Annotated in this window: 17 protein-coding genes, 5 tRNA genes and 1 pseudogene; 5 read left to right on the top strand and 18 right to left on the bottom strand. The window is 70.7% G+C overall.

All coding sequences use genetic code 11. From position 1 onward, the window contains the following. Positions 1 to 18: 18 nt before the first annotated feature. Together thiD and OG737_RS22060 are read right to left on the bottom strand one after the other, a co-directional pair. A complete protein-coding gene (gene thiD, locus OG737_RS22065) occupies positions 19 to 819 on the bottom strand; it encodes a bifunctional hydroxymethylpyrimidine kinase/phosphomethylpyrimidine kinase (protein WP_405921890.1) in 801 nt (266 codons plus the stop codon). Further along, a complete protein-coding gene (locus tag OG737_RS22060; protein WP_328927853.1) occupies positions 816 to 1,799 on the bottom strand; it encodes a thiamine-phosphate kinase in 984 nt (327 codons plus the stop codon). The genes thiD and OG737_RS22060 overlap by 4 nt, the downstream gene beginning before the upstream one ends. Positions 1,800 to 2,044: 245 nt before the next feature. Here OG737_RS22060 and OG737_RS22055 point away from each other — a divergent pair, with 245 nt between their 5' ends. Then, positions 2,045 to 2,278, top strand: coding sequence for an Lrp/AsnC ligand binding domain-containing protein (locus OG737_RS22055; RefSeq protein ID WP_073911116.1), 234 nt, complete (start codon positions 2,045 to 2,047; stop codon positions 2,276 to 2,278). Between the two features lie 86 nt (positions 2,279 to 2,364). Then, the gene (locus tag OG737_RS22050) at positions 2,365 to 2,811 is read left to right on the top strand and encodes a DUF3515 domain-containing protein (protein WP_405678364.1); all 447 of its coding nucleotides are present in this window, start codon (positions 2,365 to 2,367) and stop codon (positions 2,809 to 2,811) included. Positions 2,812 to 2,910: 99 nt separating this feature from the next. Here OG737_RS22050 and OG737_RS22045 read toward each other — a convergent pair whose 3' ends face one another. Genes OG737_RS22045 through OG737_RS22035 form a run of 3 tightly spaced genes read right to left on the bottom strand, consistent with a single transcriptional unit; the run spans position 2,911 to position 5,867 of the window. Beyond that, positions 2,911 to 4,068 (bottom strand): D-alanine--D-alanine ligase family protein, encoded by a 1,158-nt coding sequence (locus OG737_RS22045; RefSeq protein WP_405921889.1) that lies wholly within the window; start codon positions 4,066 to 4,068, stop codon positions 2,911 to 2,913. 39 nt (positions 4,069 to 4,107) lie between these two features. After that, on the bottom strand, positions 4,108 to 5,118 hold the full coding sequence (locus tag OG737_RS22040) for an NAD(P)H-dependent glycerol-3-phosphate dehydrogenase (RefSeq protein WP_405678368.1): 1,011 nt from the start codon (positions 5,116 to 5,118) through the stop codon (positions 4,108 to 4,110). Further along, a complete protein-coding gene (locus OG737_RS22035; RefSeq protein WP_405678370.1) occupies positions 5,115 to 5,867 on the bottom strand; it encodes a lysophospholipid acyltransferase family protein in 753 nt (250 codons plus the stop codon). Before OG737_RS22035 ends, OG737_RS22040 begins: the two co-directional genes overlap by 4 nt. Positions 5,868 to 6,079: 212 nt before the next feature. Here OG737_RS22035 and cofC point away from each other — a divergent pair. After that, positions 6,080 to 6,742, top strand: a pseudogene (gene cofC / locus OG737_RS22030) (2-phospho-L-lactate guanylyltransferase); the annotation flags it as partial. Positions 6,743 to 7,013: 271 nt separating this feature from the next. Here cofC and OG737_RS22025 read toward each other — a convergent pair. The 4 genes from OG737_RS22025 to leuC form a co-directional block, all read right to left on the bottom strand. Beyond that, the gene (locus OG737_RS22025; protein ID WP_328927848.1) at positions 7,014 to 7,691 is read right to left on the bottom strand and encodes an HU family DNA-binding protein; all 678 of its coding nucleotides are present in this window, start codon (positions 7,689 to 7,691) and stop codon (positions 7,014 to 7,016) included. Positions 7,692 to 7,836: 145 nt separating this feature from the next. Further along, positions 7,837 to 8,064 carry a hypothetical protein gene (locus OG737_RS22020; RefSeq protein WP_030009267.1) on the bottom strand — a complete coding sequence of 76 codons (228 nt, stop codon included), beginning with the start codon at positions 8,062 to 8,064 and terminating at the stop codon, positions 7,837 to 7,839. 137 nt (positions 8,065 to 8,201) lie between these two features. Beyond that, the gene (gene leuD, locus OG737_RS22015) at positions 8,202 to 8,795 is read right to left on the bottom strand and encodes a 3-isopropylmalate dehydratase small subunit (RefSeq protein ID WP_405678372.1); all 594 of its coding nucleotides are present in this window, start codon (positions 8,793 to 8,795) and stop codon (positions 8,202 to 8,204) included. Positions 8,796 to 8,800: 5 nt separating this feature from the next. After that, positions 8,801 to 10,225, bottom strand: a complete 1,425-nt coding sequence (leuC, locus tag OG737_RS22010) for a 3-isopropylmalate dehydratase large subunit (RefSeq protein ID WP_405678374.1) — start codon at positions 10,223 to 10,225, stop codon at positions 8,801 to 8,803. 119 nt (positions 10,226 to 10,344) lie between these two features. Here leuC and ndgR point away from each other — a divergent pair, with 119 nt between their 5' ends. Continuing rightward, the gene (ndgR, locus tag OG737_RS22005) at positions 10,345 to 11,061 is read left to right on the top strand and encodes an IclR family transcriptional regulator NdgR (protein WP_007266782.1); all 717 of its coding nucleotides are present in this window, start codon (positions 10,345 to 10,347) and stop codon (positions 11,059 to 11,061) included. Positions 11,062 to 11,243: 182 nt separating this feature from the next. Here ndgR and OG737_RS22000 read toward each other — a convergent pair. From OG737_RS22000 to OG737_RS21960, 9 genes are all read right to left on the bottom strand, one after another. Next, positions 11,244 to 11,316, bottom strand: a tRNA-Glu gene (locus tag OG737_RS22000). A gap of 23 nt (positions 11,317 to 11,339) precedes the next feature. Beyond that, positions 11,340 to 11,411, bottom strand: a tRNA-Gln gene (locus OG737_RS21995). 24 nt (positions 11,412 to 11,435) lie between these two features. Then, positions 11,436 to 11,508: transfer RNA gene (locus tag OG737_RS21990), tRNA-Glu, on the bottom strand. 61 nt (positions 11,509 to 11,569) lie between these two features. Beyond that, positions 11,570 to 11,642 (bottom strand) — tRNA-Glu (locus tag OG737_RS21985). Positions 11,643 to 11,669: 27 nt separating this feature from the next. Next, positions 11,670 to 11,741, bottom strand: a tRNA-Gln gene (locus OG737_RS21980). A gap of 87 nt (positions 11,742 to 11,828) precedes the next feature. After that, on the bottom strand, positions 11,829 to 12,557 hold the full coding sequence (locus OG737_RS21975) for an HAD family hydrolase (RefSeq protein WP_328927845.1): 729 nt from the start codon (positions 12,555 to 12,557) through the stop codon (positions 11,829 to 11,831). Positions 12,558 to 12,760: 203 nt separating this feature from the next. After that, positions 12,761 to 14,236 (bottom strand): glutamate--tRNA ligase, encoded by a 1,476-nt coding sequence (gene gltX, locus OG737_RS21970; protein ID WP_405921888.1) that lies wholly within the window; start codon positions 14,234 to 14,236, stop codon positions 12,761 to 12,763. Next, positions 14,229 to 15,017, bottom strand: a complete 789-nt coding sequence (locus tag OG737_RS21965) for a fumarylacetoacetate hydrolase family protein (RefSeq protein ID WP_405921887.1) — start codon at positions 15,015 to 15,017, stop codon at positions 14,229 to 14,231. Before OG737_RS21965 ends, gltX begins: the two co-directional genes overlap by 8 nt. A gap of 96 nt (positions 15,018 to 15,113) precedes the next feature. Beyond that, a complete protein-coding gene (locus OG737_RS21960) occupies positions 15,114 to 15,305 on the bottom strand; it encodes a hypothetical protein (RefSeq protein ID WP_328927842.1) in 192 nt (63 codons plus the stop codon). Positions 15,306 to 15,869: 564 nt separating this feature from the next. On the opposite strand from OG737_RS21960, the gene OG737_RS21955 reads away from it, so the two are divergent. Continuing rightward, positions 15,870 to 19,466 (top strand): nitrate- and nitrite sensing domain-containing protein, encoded by a 3,597-nt coding sequence (locus OG737_RS21955; protein WP_405921886.1) that lies wholly within the window; start codon positions 15,870 to 15,872, stop codon positions 19,464 to 19,466. The last annotated feature ends 6 nt before the right edge of the window (positions 19,467 to 19,472 follow it).

The following is a 19,472-nucleotide window of genomic DNA, read 5'->3' as shown; positions in this document are numbered from 1 at the left end:
TCCCGGACCGGCTGGGGCTCAGCGCCACCGCCAGGCGTGATCCACCGGGCCGATGCCCCGGCCGAGTGCGAAACCGGCTGCGATGGCGCCCGTGACGTACTCCTTGGCGGCCGTGACCGCCTGCGGGACGGACAGTCCCTTCGCCAGGCCGGCCGCGATGGCGCTCGCCAGGGTGCAGCCCGTGCCGTGGGTGTGCGGGTTGGTGTGCCGGGGGGCCCGCAGCCACCGTTCGTCGGTGCCGTCGGTCAGCAGGTCCACGGCCTGGCCCCCGTGCGCCGCGAGGTGTCCGCCCTTGATCAGCGCCCAGCGGGGTCCGTGGCCGAGGATCGCGTCGGCGGCCCGCCGCATGTCGTCCTCGGTCTCCACGACCACGCCCGTGAGCTGCGCCACCTCGTCCAGGTTGGGCGTGGCCACGGTGGCCACCGGGAGCAGGTCCCCCCGCACGGCGTCCAGGGCCGAGGCGGCCAGCAGGGCGTCCCCGTGCTTGGAGACGCCCACGGGGTCGACGACGACCGGGGCGGGGGTGTCGGCCAGCAGCGCGGCCACCGTCTCCACCAGCACGGCCGAGGAGAGCATCCCGGTCTTCACTGCCTGTACGCCGATGTCGTCCACCACGGCCCGGTACTGGGCCGTCACGGCCTCGGCGGGCAGCTCCCAGGCTCCTCGTACCCCGAGGGAGTTCTGCGCCGTCACAGCGGTCACCACGCTCATCCCGTGCACGCCGAGCGCCAGCATGGTCTTGAGGTCGGCCTGGATGCCCGCGCCGCCGCCGGAGTCGGATCCGGCGACGGTCAGGCAGCGCGGCGGGGCGCTGGTCACAGCGCGCCGTCCTCGGCGGCCGGGTCGGCTCCGAAATGGTCCCAGCCGCCGGTGCTGGTCCACGGGGCGCCGTCCACGGTCACCTGGGGCAGCGCGGAGCGGTTCAGCACCTCCCCGATGACCTTCCAGCGGGCGGGGAGCTTCACGTCCGGCGGGAAGGTGGCCACGATCGCGTGGTCCTCTCCCCCGGTGAGCACCCACTGCAGCGGGTCCACGCCGACGGCCTGCCCGATGTCGTGCATCTGGGTCGGGATGTCGACGGCCGCCGAGCGCAGGTCGATCCGTACCTTGCTGGCCTCGGCGATGTGACCGAGGTCGGCGATGAGGCCGTCGCTGACGTCGGTCATGGCGGTGGCGCCGAGCCCGGCGGCCGCGGGGCCCGCGTGGTACGGCGGCTCGGGCCGCCGGTGGGCCTCCACGAAGGCCCGCGGGGAGCGGAAGCCGCGCGAGAGCACGGCGAAGCCCGCCGCGGACCAGCCCAGCCAGCCGGTGACGGCGACGACGTCGCCGGGCTGGGCGCCGGAGCGCAGGACGGGCTCGTGGTTGCGCAGGTCACCGAGGGCGGTGATGGCGACGGTGATGGTGTCGCCGCGTACGACGTCGCCGCCGACCACGGCCGCGCCGGCGACCTGGCACTCGTCGCGGATGCCGTCCATCAGCTCGGTGGGCCACGTGACCGGGAGTTCGGCCGGGACGACGAGGCCGAGCAGCAGTGCGGTCGGCACCGCGCCCATGGCCGCGATGTCGGCGAGGTTCTGGGCGGCGGCCTTGCGGCCGACGTCGTAGGCGGTGGACCAGTCGCGCCGGAAGTGCCTGCCCTCCAGCAGGATGTCGGTGCTCGCCACGACCCGCCGGTCGGGGGCCGACACCACCGCGGCGTCGTCGCCCGGACCGAGCCGGACCGCCGGGGTGGTGGTGAGCCGTGAGGTGAGCTCCCGAATGAGCCCGAACTCCCCCAGCTCGCCCACAGTGCCCTTCATCGCTGTGCCCCTTCTTGCCCAGTCCGCTTGCGGTCGCGAGCCGTCACAGCTCTGGGTACCGTCAACAGATACGTCAACTTCTGCTCTCCGTACGCCCCGCTGTGCGTGGCGCCGGGCCCGCAGGTCTCCCCGCGGCGCACGGCGACGCGGTACCGTGGCGTCCCTTCTTCCCCCGGCCCTTGCGATCGTGTGGGGCCCATCCGAAGGTTAGGGGAAATGATCCTCGTGGCCGCCCTGGAGGTTCCGTGGTACAGGCGTACATCCTTATCCAGACCGAAGTGGGCAAGGCGTCGTTCGTCGCCGAGTCCATCGGCCAGATCGCGGGGGTGATCCAGGCCGAGGACGTGACGGGCCCGTACGACGTGATCGTGCGTGCCCAGGCCGACACCGTGGACGAACTCGGCCGCATGGTCGTGGCCAAGGTCCAGCAGGTGGAGGGGATCACCCGCACCTTGACCTGCCCGGTGGTCCATCTGTAGCCCCCGTCTACTCTTGGCCGGTGATGTCCCACCACCGCCGGCCCCGCCGTGTCCGTGTTTCGTCGGCCCTGTCTGCCGTGCCCGCCGTGTCGGCCTTGCTGGCCCTCGCGGCGTGTTCCCCGGGCGATTCGCAGGCCCGGGTCGATCCGCCGCCCACGCCGCCCGCCGACATCGCGGGGTTCTGTGCAGCGCTGCACAAGGAGCTCCCGGAGACGGTGGCCGGCCTGGCGCGGACCCCGACCGAGCCGGAGTCCGGTCTGACCGCCGCGTGGGGCGGCTCGGCGATCGTACTGCGGTGCGGTATCCCCAAGCCCCCCAAGATGGCTGATCCGAAGCAGGAGGGCGTCCACGTGAACGACGTGGCCTGGCTGCTGGAGAAGCTCCCGGGTGGCGAATTCCGGTTCACCACCGGGATGCGGAAGGCGTACACGGAGGTCCGGGTCGACAGGGAGCACGCCACGGACGCGGGGATGCTGGTCGGGCTGTCCGACGTCATCGCCAAGACCGTGCCCGAGGGCATCTCGTCCTACTGAGCACACCGCCGCCCGCCGAACCGTGCTTTTGAAGGCGGCTCGGCGGGCGGGCGGCTGTTCGGGTCCCTGGAGGTCCCCCCGGACGGAGTCTGGGGGAGGCTAGCGCAGGCCGGTGGAGCGGCGCAGGGCTGCCTGGATCAGGAGGTCCACGAGTTCCTGGTACTCGATGCCCGACTCCTGCCACATCCGCGGGTACATGGAGATCGGGGTGAAGCCCGGCATCGTGTTGATCTCGTTGATGACGAACTCGCCGTCCTCGGTGAGGAAGAAGTCGGCGCGTACCAGCCCCTCGCAGGACGCGGCCTCGAAGGCCTCGATCGCGAGCCGCTGCACCTCGGCGGTCTGCTCCGGGGTGAGCGGGGCGGGCACGATCCCGGAGGCGGAGTCGATGTACTTCGCCTCGAAGTCGTAGAAGTCGTGGCTGGAGACCGGCGGGATCTCGGCGGGCGCGCTCGCGCGCGGACCGTCCTCGAACTCCAGGACGCCGCACTCGATCTCGCGGCCGCGCAGCAGCGCCTCCACGATGATCTTCGGGTCGTGGCGGCGGGCCTCGCGGATCGCCTCGTCCAGCCCGGAGGCGTCGTCGACCTTGGTGATGCCGATGGAGGATCCGGCCCGGGCGGGCTTGATGAACAGGGGCCAGCCGTGCTCGGCAGCGAAGTCCATGATCTTCGCCTCGGCGGCGTCCCGGCCGGCTTCCCATTCGCGGGGGCGGATGGTCACGTACGGGCCGACGCGCAGCCCGAAGGACGTGAACACCCGCTTCATGTAGTCCTTGTCCTGGCCGACGGCCGAGGCGAGGACGCCCGAGCCGACGTACGGGACGCCGGAGAGCTCCAGGAGGCCCTGCAGGGTGCCGTCCTCGCCGTACGGGCCGTGCAGTACGGGGAAGACGACGTCGACCTCGCCCAGGGCCTTGGGGACGGCACCCGGCTCGGTGTAGACGACCTCGCGGCTGGCGGGGTCGACCGAGAGCACGACGGCGCCGTCCTCGGAGTCGGCCAGCTCCTCGACACTCGGGAGCTTGCGGTCGGCGATGGCCATCCGCGCGGGCTCGTCGGCGGTCAGTGCCCACCGGCCGTCCGTGGTGATGCCGATGGGCAGCACCTCGTACTTGGAGCGGTCGATGGAGCGCAGCACCGCGCCCGCCGTGACGACCGAGATGGCGTGTTCCGAGCTGCGGCCGCCGAACACGACGGCCACGCGGGGCTTGCGGCCCTGCTGCTCAGGGGTCTGGGGGAGGTTCTCGCTGCTCATATCGCCACGAGGGTACCCGCTCAGACGTCCGGAATGGAGTCAGCGGCGTTCCGGTTTGGCGCTGCGCCCCATCAGTTCCTTCAGCGCGACCAGGGTCGGCTTGCCGTGGTGGACGATGTCCACGACCGTCTCGGTGATCGGCATGTCCACTCCGTACCGGTGGGCGAGATCGGCCACGGACTGGCAGGACTTGACTCCCTCGGCGGTCTGCTTGGTGACCGCGATGGTCTCCTCCAGGGTCATCCCGCGGCCGAGGTTGGTGCCGAAGGTGTGGTTCCGGGAGAGCGGCGAGGAGCAGGTGGCGACCAGGTCGCCGAGGCCCGCGAGGCCGGAGAAGGTGAGCGGGTCGGCGCCCATCGCCAGGCCCAGCCGGGTCGTTTCGGCGAGGCCGCGGGTGATGAGCGAGCCCTTGGTGTTGTCGCCCAGGCCCATGCCGTCCGCGATGCCGACGGCGAGGCCGATGACGTTCTTGACGGCGCCGCCGAGCTCGCAGCCGACGACGTCGGTGTTGGTGTACGGGCGGAAGTACGGGGTGTGGCAGGCGGCCTGGAGGCGCTGGGCCACGGCCTCGTCCACGCAGGCGACGACCGAGGCGGCGGGCTGCCGGGCGGCGATCTCACGGGCCAGGTTGGGGCCGGTGACGACGGCGACGCGCGCCGGCGGAACCTTGGCCACCTCTTCGATGACCTCGCTCATCCGCTTGGCGGTGCCGAGTTCGATGCCCTTCATCAGGGAGACGAGCACGGTGTCGGGGGCCAGCAGCGGCGCCCATTCGGCGAGGTTGCCGCGCAGGGTCTGGGAGGGGACGGCGAGGACGGTGAAGTCGGCGCCGCGCGCGGCTTCGGCCGGGTCGGTGGTGGCGCGGAGGTTCTCGGGGAGTTCGATCCCCGGGAGGTAGTCGGGGTTGGTCCGGCCGGTGTTGACGGCGTCGGCGAGCTCCTGGCGGCGGCCCCACAGGGTCACCTCACAGCCTGCGTCGGCGAGCACCATGCCGAAGGCCGTGCCCCAGGAGCCGGTTCCGAATACGGCTGCCTTCACGGGACGTGTCACTTCTTGCCCTCCCCCGCGGCTTTGCGCCGCTGTTCCGCCCTGGCCTTGCGATGGTCGTACGGCTGCCCGGGCGCGGTCTCTCCCCGCACCTCCTCCAGCAGCGCGGTGATGGCCGCCATGATGACCTCGGTGACCTCCTTGAGTACTTCCGGGGTGGGTTCCCGGTCGTAGAAGGCGGAAAGGTCGACGGGCGGTCCGGCCAGCACCTGGAGGGTCTTGCGCGGGAAGAGCTGGACCTTGTTCTCCTGCGCGTAGGGCGGCATGGCGAGATTCGCGCCCCACTGGGCCACCGGAATGACGGGAGCCCTGGTGATCAGCGCGACGCGGGCGGCGCCGGTCTTGCCGGCCATCGGCCACATGTCGGGATCGCGGGTGAGAGTGCCCTCCGGGTAAAAGGCCACGCATTCGCCGCGCTCGATGGCGTCCACCGCGGCCCGGAATGCGTCCAGGGCGTTGGTGCTCTCCCGGTAGACGGGGATCTGCCCGCTGCCGTGCAGGATCGCGCCGACAATGGGGACCTTGAAGAGGGCCGCCTTGGCGAGCAATCGGGGCACCCGGCCGGTGTTGTACTGGAAGTGCGCGTAGGAGAGCGGGTCCAGATACGAGTTGTGATTGACGGCGGTGATAAATCCGCCCTCGGCCGGAATGTGCTCCATTCCCCGCCAGTCCCGCTTGAAGAGCACTACCAGCGGCGGTTTTGCGATGACCGCCGCCAGGCGGTACCAGAAGCCGATTCTGCGGCGGGACACTCGGACACCTTTCCTCATGACCGGTGGGTGGGGGCACCTCCCAGCGGTGACTGGGGGAGCTTGGGCACCTCGTCGGCCGGACAAGTGTCGCCCCGGGCCCGGTCTCTGTCGAGAACACCGTACGCCCCGCTCACCCCGCCGGGCCCCCGGGCCGCCGGGGCGGAGGGGACAATGGGCCGACACATGACCCGGCCATGACCTGACCATGGGCCGTGGTTGTGCCGGAGCTCACCGGAGGGAAGGGGTCGGTCACGAACGCCGTCTGGAGCCTGGTGGTCCCGCTGAAGCCTCTGGCGGTGGCCAAGAGCCGTCTCGCGGCGGACGTCGGCGGGTCCCGCCCGGGGCTCGCGCTCGCCTTCGCCCAGGACACCGTGGCGGGGGCGCTGGCCTGCGCCGCGGTCGCGGATGTGGTGGTCGTCACGGACGACGCCGAGGCCGGTGCGGAACTGGCCCGCCTCGGCGCGCGGATCGTCGCGGACACCCCGGGGGCCGGGCTCAACGCGGCGCTGGCCCACGGGGCGCGGGCGATACGGGCGGGCCGGCCCGGGGCGGCCGTGGCCGCGATGAACGCCGATCTGCCGGCACTGCGGCCGCCCGAATTGCTACGCGTGCTCGAAACCGCCTCGGCATTTCCCCGGGCATTTCTGGCGGATGCGGCCGGAATCGGTACTACGTTGCTTTCCGCTGCTCCGGAAGTGGAATTGACACCCTCGTTCGGCGGTCCCTCGCGGGCCAGGCATTCGGCTTCGGGAGCGGTGGAAATCGCCCTGTCGGGAGTGGACAGCGTGCGCCGGGACGTGGACACGGCGCGGGATCTGCGGGCGGCGCTCATCCTCGGTGTGGGGCCTCACACGGCCCGATACAGTGCCGGTATGCAGGCGACCGCGTACACGTACGACTCCCAGACCCGCAGCGGCAGTGTGCTGCTGGACGACGGCACCCCGGTGCCCTTCGAGGCCCCGGCCTTCGACGCGGGCGGCCTGCGGCTGCTGCGGCCCGGGCAGCGGGTGCGGATCGAGACGGACGGCGAGGGCACGGACCTGCGGATCACCCTGGTCACGCTGCAGACCTTCTGACCTGCCACGACGCACCGCGGGCCGACTTCCCCCGGCGGGGAAACCGGCCCGGCGTGTGTGACTCGTGCCCTTACTTCTTGCGGGCGGTGGTCTTCTTCGCGGTGGCCTTGCGCGTCGCCGTCTTCTTGGCGGGCGCCTTCGTCGCTGCGGTGGCCTTCTTGGCCGCCGGAGCGGTCTTCTTCGCGGCGGCGGTGGTCTTCTTCGCCGCCGGGGCGGCCTTCTTGGCGGCCGCTGCCTTCTTCGCCGTGGCCGTCGCCTTCTTCGCGGTGGCCGTGCTCTTCACCGCCGCCTTCTTGGCGGTCGCGGTGGTCTTCTTGGCCACGGCCTTCTTCGCGACCGTGGTCTTCGCCGCCGCCCTCTTGGCGGTGGTGGCCTTCTTCGCGGCGGCCTTCTTGACCGTCGCGGAAGCACCACCGGTGAGGCTTCCCTTGGGCGCCTTCTTCACCGACACCTCGCCGCCCTTGGGCAGCTTCTTGGTGCCGCTGACCAGGTCCTTGAACCCCTGGCCCGCACGGAAGCGGGGCACCGAGGTCTTCTTGACCCGGACGCGCTCTCCGGTCTGCGGGTTGCGGGCGTAACGGGCCGGACGGTCGACCTTCTCGAACGAGCCGAAGCCCGTGACCGAGACCCGGTCGCCCGCGACGGTAGCGCGGACGATGGCGTCCAGTACCGCGTCGACAGCGTCCGCGGCCTGCTGACGGCCGCCCAGCTTGTCGGCAATCGCTTCTACGAGCTGCGCCTTGTTCAACGTCTTCCCCTTCGGAGACTTCGCCAGAACGAATGTGTTCAAGCTTATTTCGCACGTTAGGCGGATATATACCGCAAATCAAACACGAAACGGGCTAATCACCCTAGTGCCGCAACGCTGGAGGCCGTTACGGAGTTCCTTCGCATCAGTCGCCTTCAGGGAATCGACCCTCGTCGAGGTCCTTCATCAACCTGTCCAGGCGCCTTGCCGCATCGGCGAGATCGTGCTTCGCCGCGGCCGTGACGACCAACAGCTTCCGGGACAGCGCCATCCTTACGCCCTCCGGGACTTGCAGTGAGCGAACCCTTGTGTGTGCTTCTTTCAGCCGGTCCGCGACGAGCTCGTAGAGCTCAAGTTGACTGTCGCGTTCCATGCACAGATTGTGCCATCTGGGGCGAGTTGTCGCCTCACGGGGCCTCAACACACAGCTGTGCCCCCCACCATCCGGTGGGGGGCACAGTGTTGTCGATGTGATCACCCAAAGGTGAATAAGCGCTGATCAGGCAGGAATCAAGCCTGAATCGTGCGCGGCTTGAAGGACGGCCGGACGCTTTCGTACGTGGCGATGTCCGCTTCGTTCTGAAGGGTGAGCGAGATGTCGTCCAGCCCCTCCAGCAGCCTCCACCGGGCGTTGTCGTCGAGTTCGAACTCCGCCTCGATTCCTTCCGCCCGCACCTGGCGGTCGACCAGGTCGACGGTGATCTCGGCGGTGGGGTCGGCCTCGGTCAGCTGCCACAGCCGGTCGACCGTCTCCTGGGGCAGGACGACGGTCAGCAGTCCGTTCTTCAGCGAGTTCCCGCGGAAGATGTCGGCGAAGCGGGAGGAGATGACCGTCTTGAAGCCGAAGTTCTGCAGGGCCCAGACGGCGTGCTCGCGCGAGGAGCCGGTGCCGAAGTCGGGTCCGGCGACCAGCACGGTCGCGCCGGCGCGCTCCGGGCGGTTGGTGATGAACTCCGGGTCCTTGCGCCAGGCCTCGAAGAGCCCGTCCTCGAACCCGTCGCGGGTGATCTTCTTCAGCCAGTGGGCCGGGATGATCTGGTCGGTGTCGACGTTGCTGCGGCGCAGCGGAACGGCCCGGCCGGTGTGGGTGGTGAAGGCTTCCATGGTTCTCAGACTCCGGCGGTCGCGTCGGCGGCGGACAGGTCGGCGGGCGAGGCCAGATGGCCCAGTACCGCGGTGGCGGCGGCCACCTGCGGGGAGACCAGGTGCGTGCGCCCGCCCTTGCCCTGGCGGCCCTCGAAGTTGCGGTTGGAGGTGGACGCGGAGCGCTCACCAGGGGCCAGTTGGTCGGGGTTCATGCCCAGACACATCGAGCAGCCCGCGTGCCGCCATTCGGCGCCGGCCTCCTTGAAGACCTTGTCCAGGCCCTCTTCCACGGCCTGCAGGGCGACCCGGACCGAGCCGGGGACGACCAGCATCCGTACGCCGTCGGCGACTTTGCGGCCCTCGACGATGCCGGCGACGGCGCGCAGGTCCTCGATGCGGCCGTTGGTGCAGGAACCTACGAAGACGGTGTCGACCTTGATGTCGCGCAGCGGCTGCCCGGCGGTCAACCCCATGTACTCCAGGGCCTTTTCGGCGGCGTGGCGCTCCGAAGCGTCCTCGTACGAAGCGGGGTCGGGGACGTTGGCCGACAGCGGCGCGCCCTGGCCCGGGTTGGTGCCCCAGGTGACGAACGGGGCCAGCGCCGTGCCGTCGATGACGACCTCGGCGTCGAAGACCGCGTCGTCGTCGGTGCGCAGCGTCTTCCAGTACGCGACCGCCGCGTCCCACTCCTCGCCCGTCGGGGCGTGGTCACGGCCCTGGAGGTAGTCGAAGGTGGTCTGGTCGGGGGCGATCATGCCCGCGCGGGCGCCGGCCTCGATCGACATGTTGCAGATGGTCATGCGGGCTTCCATCGACAACTGCTCGATGGCCTCGCCGCGGTATTCCAGGATGTAGCCCTGGCCGCCCCCGGTGCCGATCCTGGCGATGATCGCGAGGATCAGGTCCTTGGCGGTCACGCCCTCGGCCAGCGCGCCGGTGACGGTGATCGCCATCGTCTTCGGGCGAGCCAGCGGCAGCGTCTGGGTGGCCAGCACGTGCTCGACCTGGCTGGTGCCGATACCGAAGGCCAGCGCGCCGAAGGCGCCGTGCGTGGACGTGTGGGAGTCACCGCAGACCACGGTGGTGCCGGGCTGGGTCAGGCCCAGCTGCGGTCCCACGACGTGGACGACGCCCTGCTCGACGTCGCCGAGCGAGTGCAGCCGGACGCCGAACTCGGAGCAGTTCTTGCGCAGCGTCTCCAGCTGGGCCCGGGAGACCGGGTCCGCGATCGGCTTGTCGATGTCCAGGGTGGGGGTGTTGTGGTCCTCGGTCGCGATGGTGAGGTCGAGGCGTCGGACTTTGCGGCCGGCCTGGCGCAGGCCTTCGAAGGCCTGGGGGCTGGTCACCTCGTGCAGCAGGTGCAGATCGATGAAGAGGAGGTCGGGCTCGCCCTCGGCGCGCCGGACGACATGGTCGTCCCAGACCTTCTCCGCGAGTGTCCTACCCATCGCTTTCCCTCCGGCTCACCGTCTCGGACCCAGTGGTTCGTGGACCCGTACATACAGACTCGCTGGTTCTTGGAAAAATTGAACTTGCGTTTCACAGTGTGAGACGTGAATATCGTTTCATGGACAACTCTAGCGGCGTCGGCGTTCTCGACAAGGCAGCTCTGGTACTGAGCGCACTGGAGTCCGGTCCGGCCACCCTCGCCGGGCTGGTCGCGGCGACAGGGCTCGCACGACCCACGGCACATCGCCTCGCCGTGGCACTGGAACACCACCGGATGGTGGCGAGGGACATGCAGGGCCGGTTCATCCTCGGTCCGCGGCTGGCGGAGCTCGCCGCCGCGGCCGGCGAGGACCGCCTGCTGGCCACGGCCGGACCGGTGCTCACCCACCTCCGCGACGTGACGGGCGAGAGCGCGCAGCTCTACCGCCGTCAGGGAGACATGCGCATCTGCGTGGCGGCCGCGGAGCGGCTCTCGGGCCTTCGGGACACCGTCCCGGTGGGCTCGACCCTGCCCATGAAGGCGGGCTCGGCCGCGCAGATCCTGATGGCCTGGGAGGAGCCCGAGCGGCTCCACCGCGGCCTGCAGGGCGCGCGCTTCACGGCGACGGCGCTCTCGGGCGTCCGGCGCCGCGGCTGGGCGCAGTCGATCGGCGAGCGGGAGCCCGGTGTGGCCTCCGTCTCGGCGCCGGTGCGCGGGCCGTCGAACCGCGTGGTGGCCTCGGTGTCGGTCTCCGGGCCGATCGAACGCCTGACCCGCCACCCGGGCCGGATGCACGCCCAGGCCGTCATCGACGCGGCCGCACGCCTCACGGAGGCGCTGCGCCGCTCCGGCTGACCCGCTCCGACCTCTTTACCGACCCCCGGGCCCGGGGGCGCGTACGACGCCGCACACGTCCGAACACGCGCCTCCGGGCCCGCACTTACGCCCTTACGTCACATCGGGCCCACGTCGGGGAACAGTGCCGACGAACGACGAAGAGGCCCTCCGCGATGAACGCGGAAGGCCTCTTCGATGCGTACCCCCGACCGGATTCGAACCGGCGCTACCGCCTTGAGAGGGCGGCGTGCTAGGCCGCTACACAACGGGGGCTAGCTGGTGTTGCTGTTACTGCGCTGGGCTACCAGGACTCGAACCTAGAATAAGGGAACCAGAAACCCTCGTGTTGCCAATTACACTATAGCCCAAAGTGGTCTAGACCAGACCAACAGTACCCCCGACCGGATTCGAACCGGCGCTACCGCCTTGAGAGGGCGGCGTGCTAGGCCGCTACACAACGGGGGCCCTAGCGATCCTGCATCAAGACGTCCGGGTGCGACCCTGGAGATCTCGCGGGAAGGATCTGTACCCCCGACCGGATTCGAACCGGCGCTACCGCCTTGAGAGGGCGGCGTGCTAGGCCGCTACACAACGGGGGCAAAGCACTGCGTTACTGCTGCACTGCGCTGGGGTACCAGGACTCGAACCTAGAATAAGGGAACCAGAAACCCTCGTGTTGCCAATTACACTATACCCCACCAAAAGTCAACCCCCTGTGGGGTTTTCTTTTTTTGGTGGCGCCTCCGTCCGGCCTTTCGGCCCGCTCCGGCGGCGCAGAAAGAACATTACCGGATGCCTGACCGTGCTCCAAAACGGGTATCCCCTGCCAGCAGCTCCGGTAGCCCCTCAAGACCGGCGATGCGGTGCACGCCGTCGGGACCGTCCCCGCGGCGGCCGTCGCGGTCGAGCCAGATCGCCAGCAGCCCGGCGTCCCGCGCCCCGCGCGCATCGATCTCCGGCTGGTCACCCACGTACGCGACCTCGTCCGGGGCCAGCGCCAGCGCCTCGCAGGCGGCCAGGAAGGCCCCCGCGTCCGGCTTGCTGACCCCGAGCTCGACGGCGCAGACCAGCACTTCGAAGCGGTCGCGCAGGCCGAGGTCACGCAGCTTGGGGTCCTGGTTGGCCGTGGAGGAGTTGGAGAGCACCCCGTGCCGGTAGCCGGCGGCGAGGGCGTCCAGCGCGGGCACCACGTCGGGGAAGACGGACCAGTAGGTCTTGTAGTGCTCGATGTACTGGTCGAACCAGGCGTCCGCCTCGTCGGCCGTCATCCCGGGCTCCCCGAGGAACTCCCGCACCCGCTCCCGGCGCTGCCCCTGGAAGGTGCCCTCGCCGGCCGCGAAGCGCGCCCAGTGCAGGTCGGTGATCTGCCGCCACAGCGCCAGCGCCTGTGCGGGGGTTCCGTACCGCTCCGCGATCCCGTCGGTCTCCAGCTGCCGCGCCAGCCCGGCGGCGTCCGCCCCCGTGTAGTCGAAGAGGGTGTCGTCGATGTCCCACAGCACGGCGCGGATCGGCATGGGGCCGAGCCTACGCCGGACGCCGGTCCTCCGCGGGCGGACGGGAAAGAAAGATCCGGTCCGGCCCCCGGAAGGGTCCCCGAAACGCCCCGGAAGGGCGCGGAAGGGCGCGGAGAACGCCGCAGGGGGCGGCGGCCGGTGGTCCGGCCGCCGCCCCCTGCGATGGGGCCCCTCCCGGCGCCGGCCGGGGGATGCGGGTGGTGCTACGCGGTGAGCTTCGCCAGGGTCGCGTCGATGCGGGCCAGGGACCGCTCCTTGCCCAGGATCTCCAGGGACTCGAAGAGCGGCAGGCCGACGGTGCGGCCGGTGACGGCCACGCGGACCGGGGCCTGGGCCTTGCCCAGCTTGAGGCCGTGGGCCTCACCGGCGGTCAGGACGGCCTGCTTGAGGGACTCGGGGTCCGACCAGTCGGCGGCCTGGAGGTTCTCGCGTGCCGTGGTCAGCAGGGCCGCGGGCTCGCCCTTCATCGCCTTGTCCCAGGACGCCTGGTCCTCGACCGGCTCCTTCAGGAACAGGAAGTCGACGTTGGCCGTGATGTCCGACAGGACGGTCACACGGGTCTGGGCGTACGGGGCGATGCGCTCCCAGGCCGCGGCGTCGAAGTCCTCGGGCGCCCAGTTGGCGTGCGGGGCCCGCAGCCACGGGGCGCAGGCGTCCGCGAAGTCCTTCGGGTCGAGCAGGCGGATGTGGTCGCCGTTGATCGACTCGGCCTTCTTGAGGTCGAAGCGCGCCGGGTTGGCGTTGACGCCGTCGATGTCGAACTTCGCCACCATCTCCTCGATCGAGAAGACGTCCTGGTCCTTGGAGAAGGACCAGCCGAGGAGCGAGAGGTAGTTCAGCAGGCCCTCGGGGAGGAAGCCGCGCTCGCGGTACAGGTTGAGGGAGGCCTCGGGGTCGCGCTTGGAGAGCTTCTTGTTGCCCTCGCCCATCACGTACGGCAGGTGGCCGAAGGCGGGGGTGATCTTGGCGACGCCCAGCTCGATCAGCGCCTTGTACAGGGCGATCTGGCGCGGGGTCGAGGAGAGCAGGTCCTCGCCGCGCAGGACGTGGGTGATCTCCATGAGCGCGTCGTCGACCGGGTTCACCAGCGTGTACAGCGGGGCGCCGTTGGCCCGGACGATGCCGAAGTCCGGCACGTTGTCCGGGGTGAAGGTCAGCTCGCCGCGGACGAGGTCCGTGAAGGTGATCGGCTCGTCGGGCATCCGGAAGCGGACGATCGAGGAGCGGTGCTCACCCTGGTACGCCTCGACCTGCACGGTGGTCAGCTCGCGGCAGTGGCCGTCGTAGCCGGAGGGCTTGCCGGCGGCGCGGGCCGCGGCGCGGCGCGCGTCGAGCTCCTCGGTGGTGCAGTAGCAGTGGTACGCCCAGCCGCCGTCGAGCAGCTTCTGCGCGACGTCCTTGTAGATGTCCATGCGCTCGGACTGCCGGTACGGGGCGTGCGGGCCGCCGACCTCGGGACCCTCGTCCCAGGTGAAGCCGAGCCAGCGCATCGAGTCGAGCAGCTGCCCGTACGACTCCTCGGAGTCGCGGGCCGCGTCGGTGTCCTCGATGCGGAAGACGAACGTACCGCCGTGGTGGCGGGCGAACGCCCAGTTGAAGAGGGCGGTCCGGACCAGGCCCACGTGGGGGTTGCCGGTCGGGGAGGGACAGAAACGTACGCGGACGTTCGCGTTAGCCACGCTTGATCACCTTGTTGGTGAGAGTGCCGATGCCTTCGATGGTGACGGCGACCTCGTCGCCGACGTTGAGGGGGCCGACTCCGGCCGGGGTCCCCGTGAGGATGACGTCACCAGGGAGCAGCGTCATGGCCTCGGTGATGTGCACGACCAGGTCCTCGATGGAGCGGACCATGTCACTGGTGCGGCCGAGCTGGCGCTGTTCGCCGTTGACGGTGCACTGGATGGTCAGGTCGCTCGGGTCCAGGTCGGTCTCGATCCAGGGGCCGAGGGGGCAGGAGCTGTCGAAGCCCTTGGCGCGGGCCCACTGCTTCTCGCGCTGCTGGACATCGCGCGCGGTGACGTCGTTGGCGCAGGTGTAGCCGAGGATCACGTCCTTGACGCGCTCCTTCGGGACCTCTCGGCACATGCGGCCGATGACCACGGCGAGCTCCGCCTCGTGGTGCAGGTCCTGGGAGAAGGAGGGGTACGTGATCGGGTCGCCCGGGCCGACCACGGAGGTGGAGGGCTTGAAGAAGGTGATGGGGGCGTCCGGGACCTCGTTGCCGAGCTCCGCCGCGTGCTCCGCGTAGTTGCGGCCGATGGCCACGACCTTGTTCGGGAGCACGGGCGGCAGCAGGCGCACCTTGCTGAGCGGGACCTTCGTACCGGAGAGCTCGAAGTCCGCGAACGGGATGCCCTTGATGATGTCGAGGACGAGCTCCCCTTCGGCGCCGGGGGCGGCGTTGCCCTCGACCGCGCCGAAGGCGACATTGCCGTCGATCGAGAACCTGGCGATGCGCACGTGTTGCGTCTGCCCCTCTGTATTTCCGCTGGCTGGAGTCTGCGGCTCCAGGCTAACGCGGCGGGCAGGGGCGCTTCGCTCTCTTTAGGGCCGTGGCTACTGCGCGGCGGCCGCCACGGGCGCGTCCATCAGGATCGTGCGCCGCGGGTTGGCGGTCTGCGTCGGCAGCTCGACGGCGTGCTCCGGGGTGGCCGGGGCCGCCTGCAGGTCCTCGGCGTCCTTGAGGTGCGCGAGGGTGGTGCGGCGGGGGTTGGCTATGCGGAACATCGGCCGCGTCGTCGTCTTCATGGGAGTTTCGGGCCCTCGGCTGCTCGGTGTGTCGGTCGGCGTATCCGCCAACCCTTTAAGGGGCAAGGCTAAACATCTGAATCCCCTGCCGAACCGGGAAGTAATGGCCACGGCCATGTGAGTTTGCTCACCTGCGACCAGACATTACCGGCATAATGGACAGTCAATTGGACCTCACGAAACGGGCATTCCGCCACTGAATGCGTCATTCCGCTCCTGATCATCTCGACTGGGACACCTTGCCGGGCATGGTGTTTGCATGATGTAAGTCCGGTTTACCCCGAAAGCAGCCCCACGTGCTGTAGTGCGCCCATCACTGGCCGTCACCGACTCTCCGGGCCGATGCTCGCACCTTGTTGGAGATCCTCCACTGTGCTGGAATTCGCGAGACCGCCGCGGGAATCAGCCGGCGCGCAGGTGGCGCGAGACCGCGCCGAGCGCGGTGGCACAGAGAGGGAAACGCGCCGGTCACCGACGACCACCATGGGGCCGTTAGTGCCCCACGACTCGACACCGTCCCACCGGTCGCCCGGCGGGACGCCTGGTCCAGAGGTTGCGACGCTAGTGCAGGGACGATTCAAGAGGGATGGCAGCGCTGCGGCGGAGCAGGAGCCGCGCGGCGGGACCGATCGTGGCTCCTCGCCCCAGCACGCCCAGAACCGCGGGCCGGCTGTCGAAGGCGCAGGCCCCGACTCCTCCGCCTCGGTGAAGGCGAAGGGCCGAGGGAAGTCCGTCAAGACCAAGGCCAAGGCCGGGTCGGTCGAGCAGGACGTGGCGATACCGAAGGCCCCCAGTGGGCCCGGTTCCCGCCTCCACATGCAGAACTGGCGCATCAGCACGCGACTGGTGTCGCTGCTGACCCTGCCGGTCGTCGCCGCCACCACGCTGGGTGGCGTCCGTATCAACGACTCGCTCAACGACATCGCGCAGCTGGAGCACATGCAGCTGCTCACGACGATGACCCGGCAGGCGACCAACCTCGCCGCCGCGCTCCAGGAGGAGCGCGACAAGTCCGCGGGTCCTCTGTCGGTCCCCGGGGCGGGCAAGGCCAACAGCACCGTCACGAACGTCCGTGACACCACCGACGCCGCCGCCAAGGCCTTCGCCGCCGCGACCGACAAGGTCGACAGCACGGAGGACAAGGACGAGACGCTCAAGTCGATCCGCAACAACATCCTGCAGATCGGCCGCCAGCTCACCCTCATCGAGGACATCCGCAGCAAGGCGTACCAGAACGGCGCCCAGCAGACGGTCACCGAGTACAACAGCCTGATCGTCTCGCTGCTGTCGCTCTCCCAGGACATGGCGCAGGCCACCTCCAGCCCGGAGATGATCAAGCGCACGCGCGCCCTGGCGGCCTTCTCCGCCGCCAAGGAGTACGCCTCCGTCCAGCGCGCGATCATCGCCGCCTCGCTCCCCGACAGCGCCGAGAAGCAGGGCGAGCTGAAGGAGAACGACCGCCTTTACGCGCTCTCCGCGCTCAAGGGCGAGCAGCAGTCGAAGAAGACCTTCGAACTCGTCTACCAGGGCAAGTCCGAGGAGCTCCTCGCGTCGCTCGGCGACGGCAACACGGAGATCGGCACCGCCGACCACTACGCGCGCCGCGTCCTGAGCACCAAGGACCAGTTCCTCAAGGAGAAGAACCGGTCCTGGATGGACTGGTACGACGCCGACGACACCAAGCTCCAGGCGATGAAGGTCATCGAGCTGACCCTGCTCGAGGACATGGAGCAGAAGGCCCGCGAGCTCAAGAACGAGTCGCAGCAGGACGCCATCATCAACGGTGCGCTGATCCTCCTCGTCCTCGGTGTCTCCCTCGTCGGCGCCTTCGTCATGGCCCGCTCGATGATCCGCTCGCTGCGCCGCCTGCAGGACACCGCCACGCGGGTCGCCCAGGACCGCCTCCCCGAGCTGGTCAAGCAGCTGTCCGAGTCCGACCCGCAGGACGTGGACACGTCCGTGGAGTCCGTCGGCCTGCACACCCGCGACGAGATCGGCCAGGTGGCCGCGGCCTTCGACGACGTGCACCGCGAGGCCGTCCGCCTCGCCGCCGAGCAGGCCCTCCTCCGGGGCAACGTCAACGCGATGTTCACCAACCTCTCGCGCCGCTCGCAGGGCCTCATCCAGCGTCAGCTCTCGCTCATCTCCGAGCTGGAGTCGCGCGAGGCCGACCCGGACCAGCTGTCCTCGCTCTTCCGTCTCGACCACCTCGCGACCCGCATGCGCCGTAACGGCGAAAACCTCCTCGTCCTCGCGGGCGAGGAGCCGGGCCGCCGGTGGACCCGCCCCGTCCCGCTCGTCGACGTGCTCCGTGCCGCCGCGTCCGAGGTGGAGCAGTACGAGCGCATCGAGCTGGCCTCGGTGCCCGGCACCGATGTCGCCGGCCGCGTCGTCAACGACCTCGTGCACCTCCTCGCCGAGCTGCTGGAGAACGCCACCTCGTTCTCCTCCCCGCAGACCAAGGTCAAGGTCACCGGTCACGCGCTGCCCGACGGCCGTGTGCTCGTCGAGATCCACGACACCGGTATCGGCCTCTCCCCCGAGGACCTCGCCGCGATCAACGAGCGACTCGCGTCGCCGCCGACCGTGGACGTCTCCGTCTCCCGCCGCATGGGCCTGTTCGTGGTCGGCCGCCTGTCCCTGCGACACGGCATCCGCATCCAGCTGCGCCCGTCCGACTCGGGCGGCACCACGGCCCTCGTCATGCTGCCGGTCGATGTCGCCCAGGGCGGCAAGAAGCCGGCTCCGATGGCGGGCCAGGGTGGTCAGGGCGGCCCCGGCGGCGCTCAGGGCGGCCCCGGCGGCCAGGCTTCCGGTCCCGGTGCGGGCGCCCGTCCGCCCGTGGGCGCGGCTCCGCAGCGCGGGCAGGTCTCCGGTGGCGGCCAGCGCGCCGCCCTGCCGGGCCGCGACGGCGGCCCAGGCCAGCAGCGCCAGCAGGGCGGCCCGGGGGCTCCCGGCGCCCGGCCGCAGGCGGGTCCGACGACCGCGGGTCAGGGCCAGGGCGGCTTCGGCTCCGGCGCTCCCCTGGCGGGCCGCGGTCCGCAGGCCCGTCCGGCGGCCGCTCCGACCACTTCCGGGCAGGGCGGCTTCCCGCAGGGCAACGGCTTCGAGCGTCCCCAGCAGCCCCAGCAGGCTCCGCAGCAGCGGCCCCAGCAGCAGCCGGCCGCCCCTGCGGCTCCGGCTTCCCGCGGCGGACGGCCGCAGCTGCCGCCGCGCGGTGGCGCCCGCCCCGAGCTCCCCGGTCCGCAGACCACCAGCTGGGGCGCCGACCAGGCCCGCGGCCACGACGAGCTCTCGGGCCCCGGCTCGACCGCCGAGTTCGCCCGCCCGGACTTCAACGCCCCGATGCCCCAGGCCGACAGCCTGGGCAGCACCACCGGGCAGTTCGAACGTCCGGACGTACGGGGCCCCCTGGACCCGTCCTCCACCGGGCAGTTCGAGCGCCCGGCCGGCTACCAGCCCCAGCGGCCCGGCGGCCCCGGTGTCGGCGGCTTCGCCCGTCAGCCCCAGGCTCCGCAGCAGCCGCAGGCGCAGTACCAGCAGCCGCAGGCTCCGCAGCAGGGCGGTGACTACGCACCCGTGGCGCCCCGGCGCCCGGAGGCGCCCGGCCTGCCGCAGGCCCCCCGGCCCGAGGCGCTGCCGCCGGCGCAGGGCTCCGGCGACGCCCGCAGCCCGATCTTCGACACGCTGGAGTCGAACTGGTTCCGCGAGGAGGGGCAGCAGCCCCCCGCGCAGGCACCGGCCGTACCCCAGCAGCCGCAGCAGTCCGCTCCGGCGGCCCCTGCTCCGCTGCCGCAGCGCGGCCAGGAGTTCGCGGCCGAGCCCGCCGCGGCGGCGACCGGCGCCATGCCGACCGTCAGCTGGAAGTCGTCTCCGAACGACGAGCTGATGCGGCAGGCCGAGCGCGTGCGCCAGCCCGCCGCCGGCGGCATCACGACGTCGGGGCTGCCCCGCCGGGTACCGCGGGCGAACCTCGTGGCCGGCACGGCGCAGCAGCAGGCCGAGGCGCAGGCCGGTCCGCAGGTCTCGCGGGCGCCGGACGACGTCCGCGGCCGTCTGACCAACCTCCGACGCGGTATCCAGCAGGGCCGTCAGGCCGGCAACAGTGGTCCGGCGACCGGCAGTTACCACATCGACCCCACTTACCAGCAGGAGCGATAGTTGAGT

The organism is Streptomyces sp. NBC_00122 (assembly GCF_045160845.1).
Classification (GTDB): Bacteria; Actinomycetota; Actinomycetes; order Streptomycetales; family Streptomycetaceae; genus Streptomyces.
Note: the sequence above shows the minus strand (reverse complement) of the source record. Positions and strands in the feature narration are given on the sequence as shown.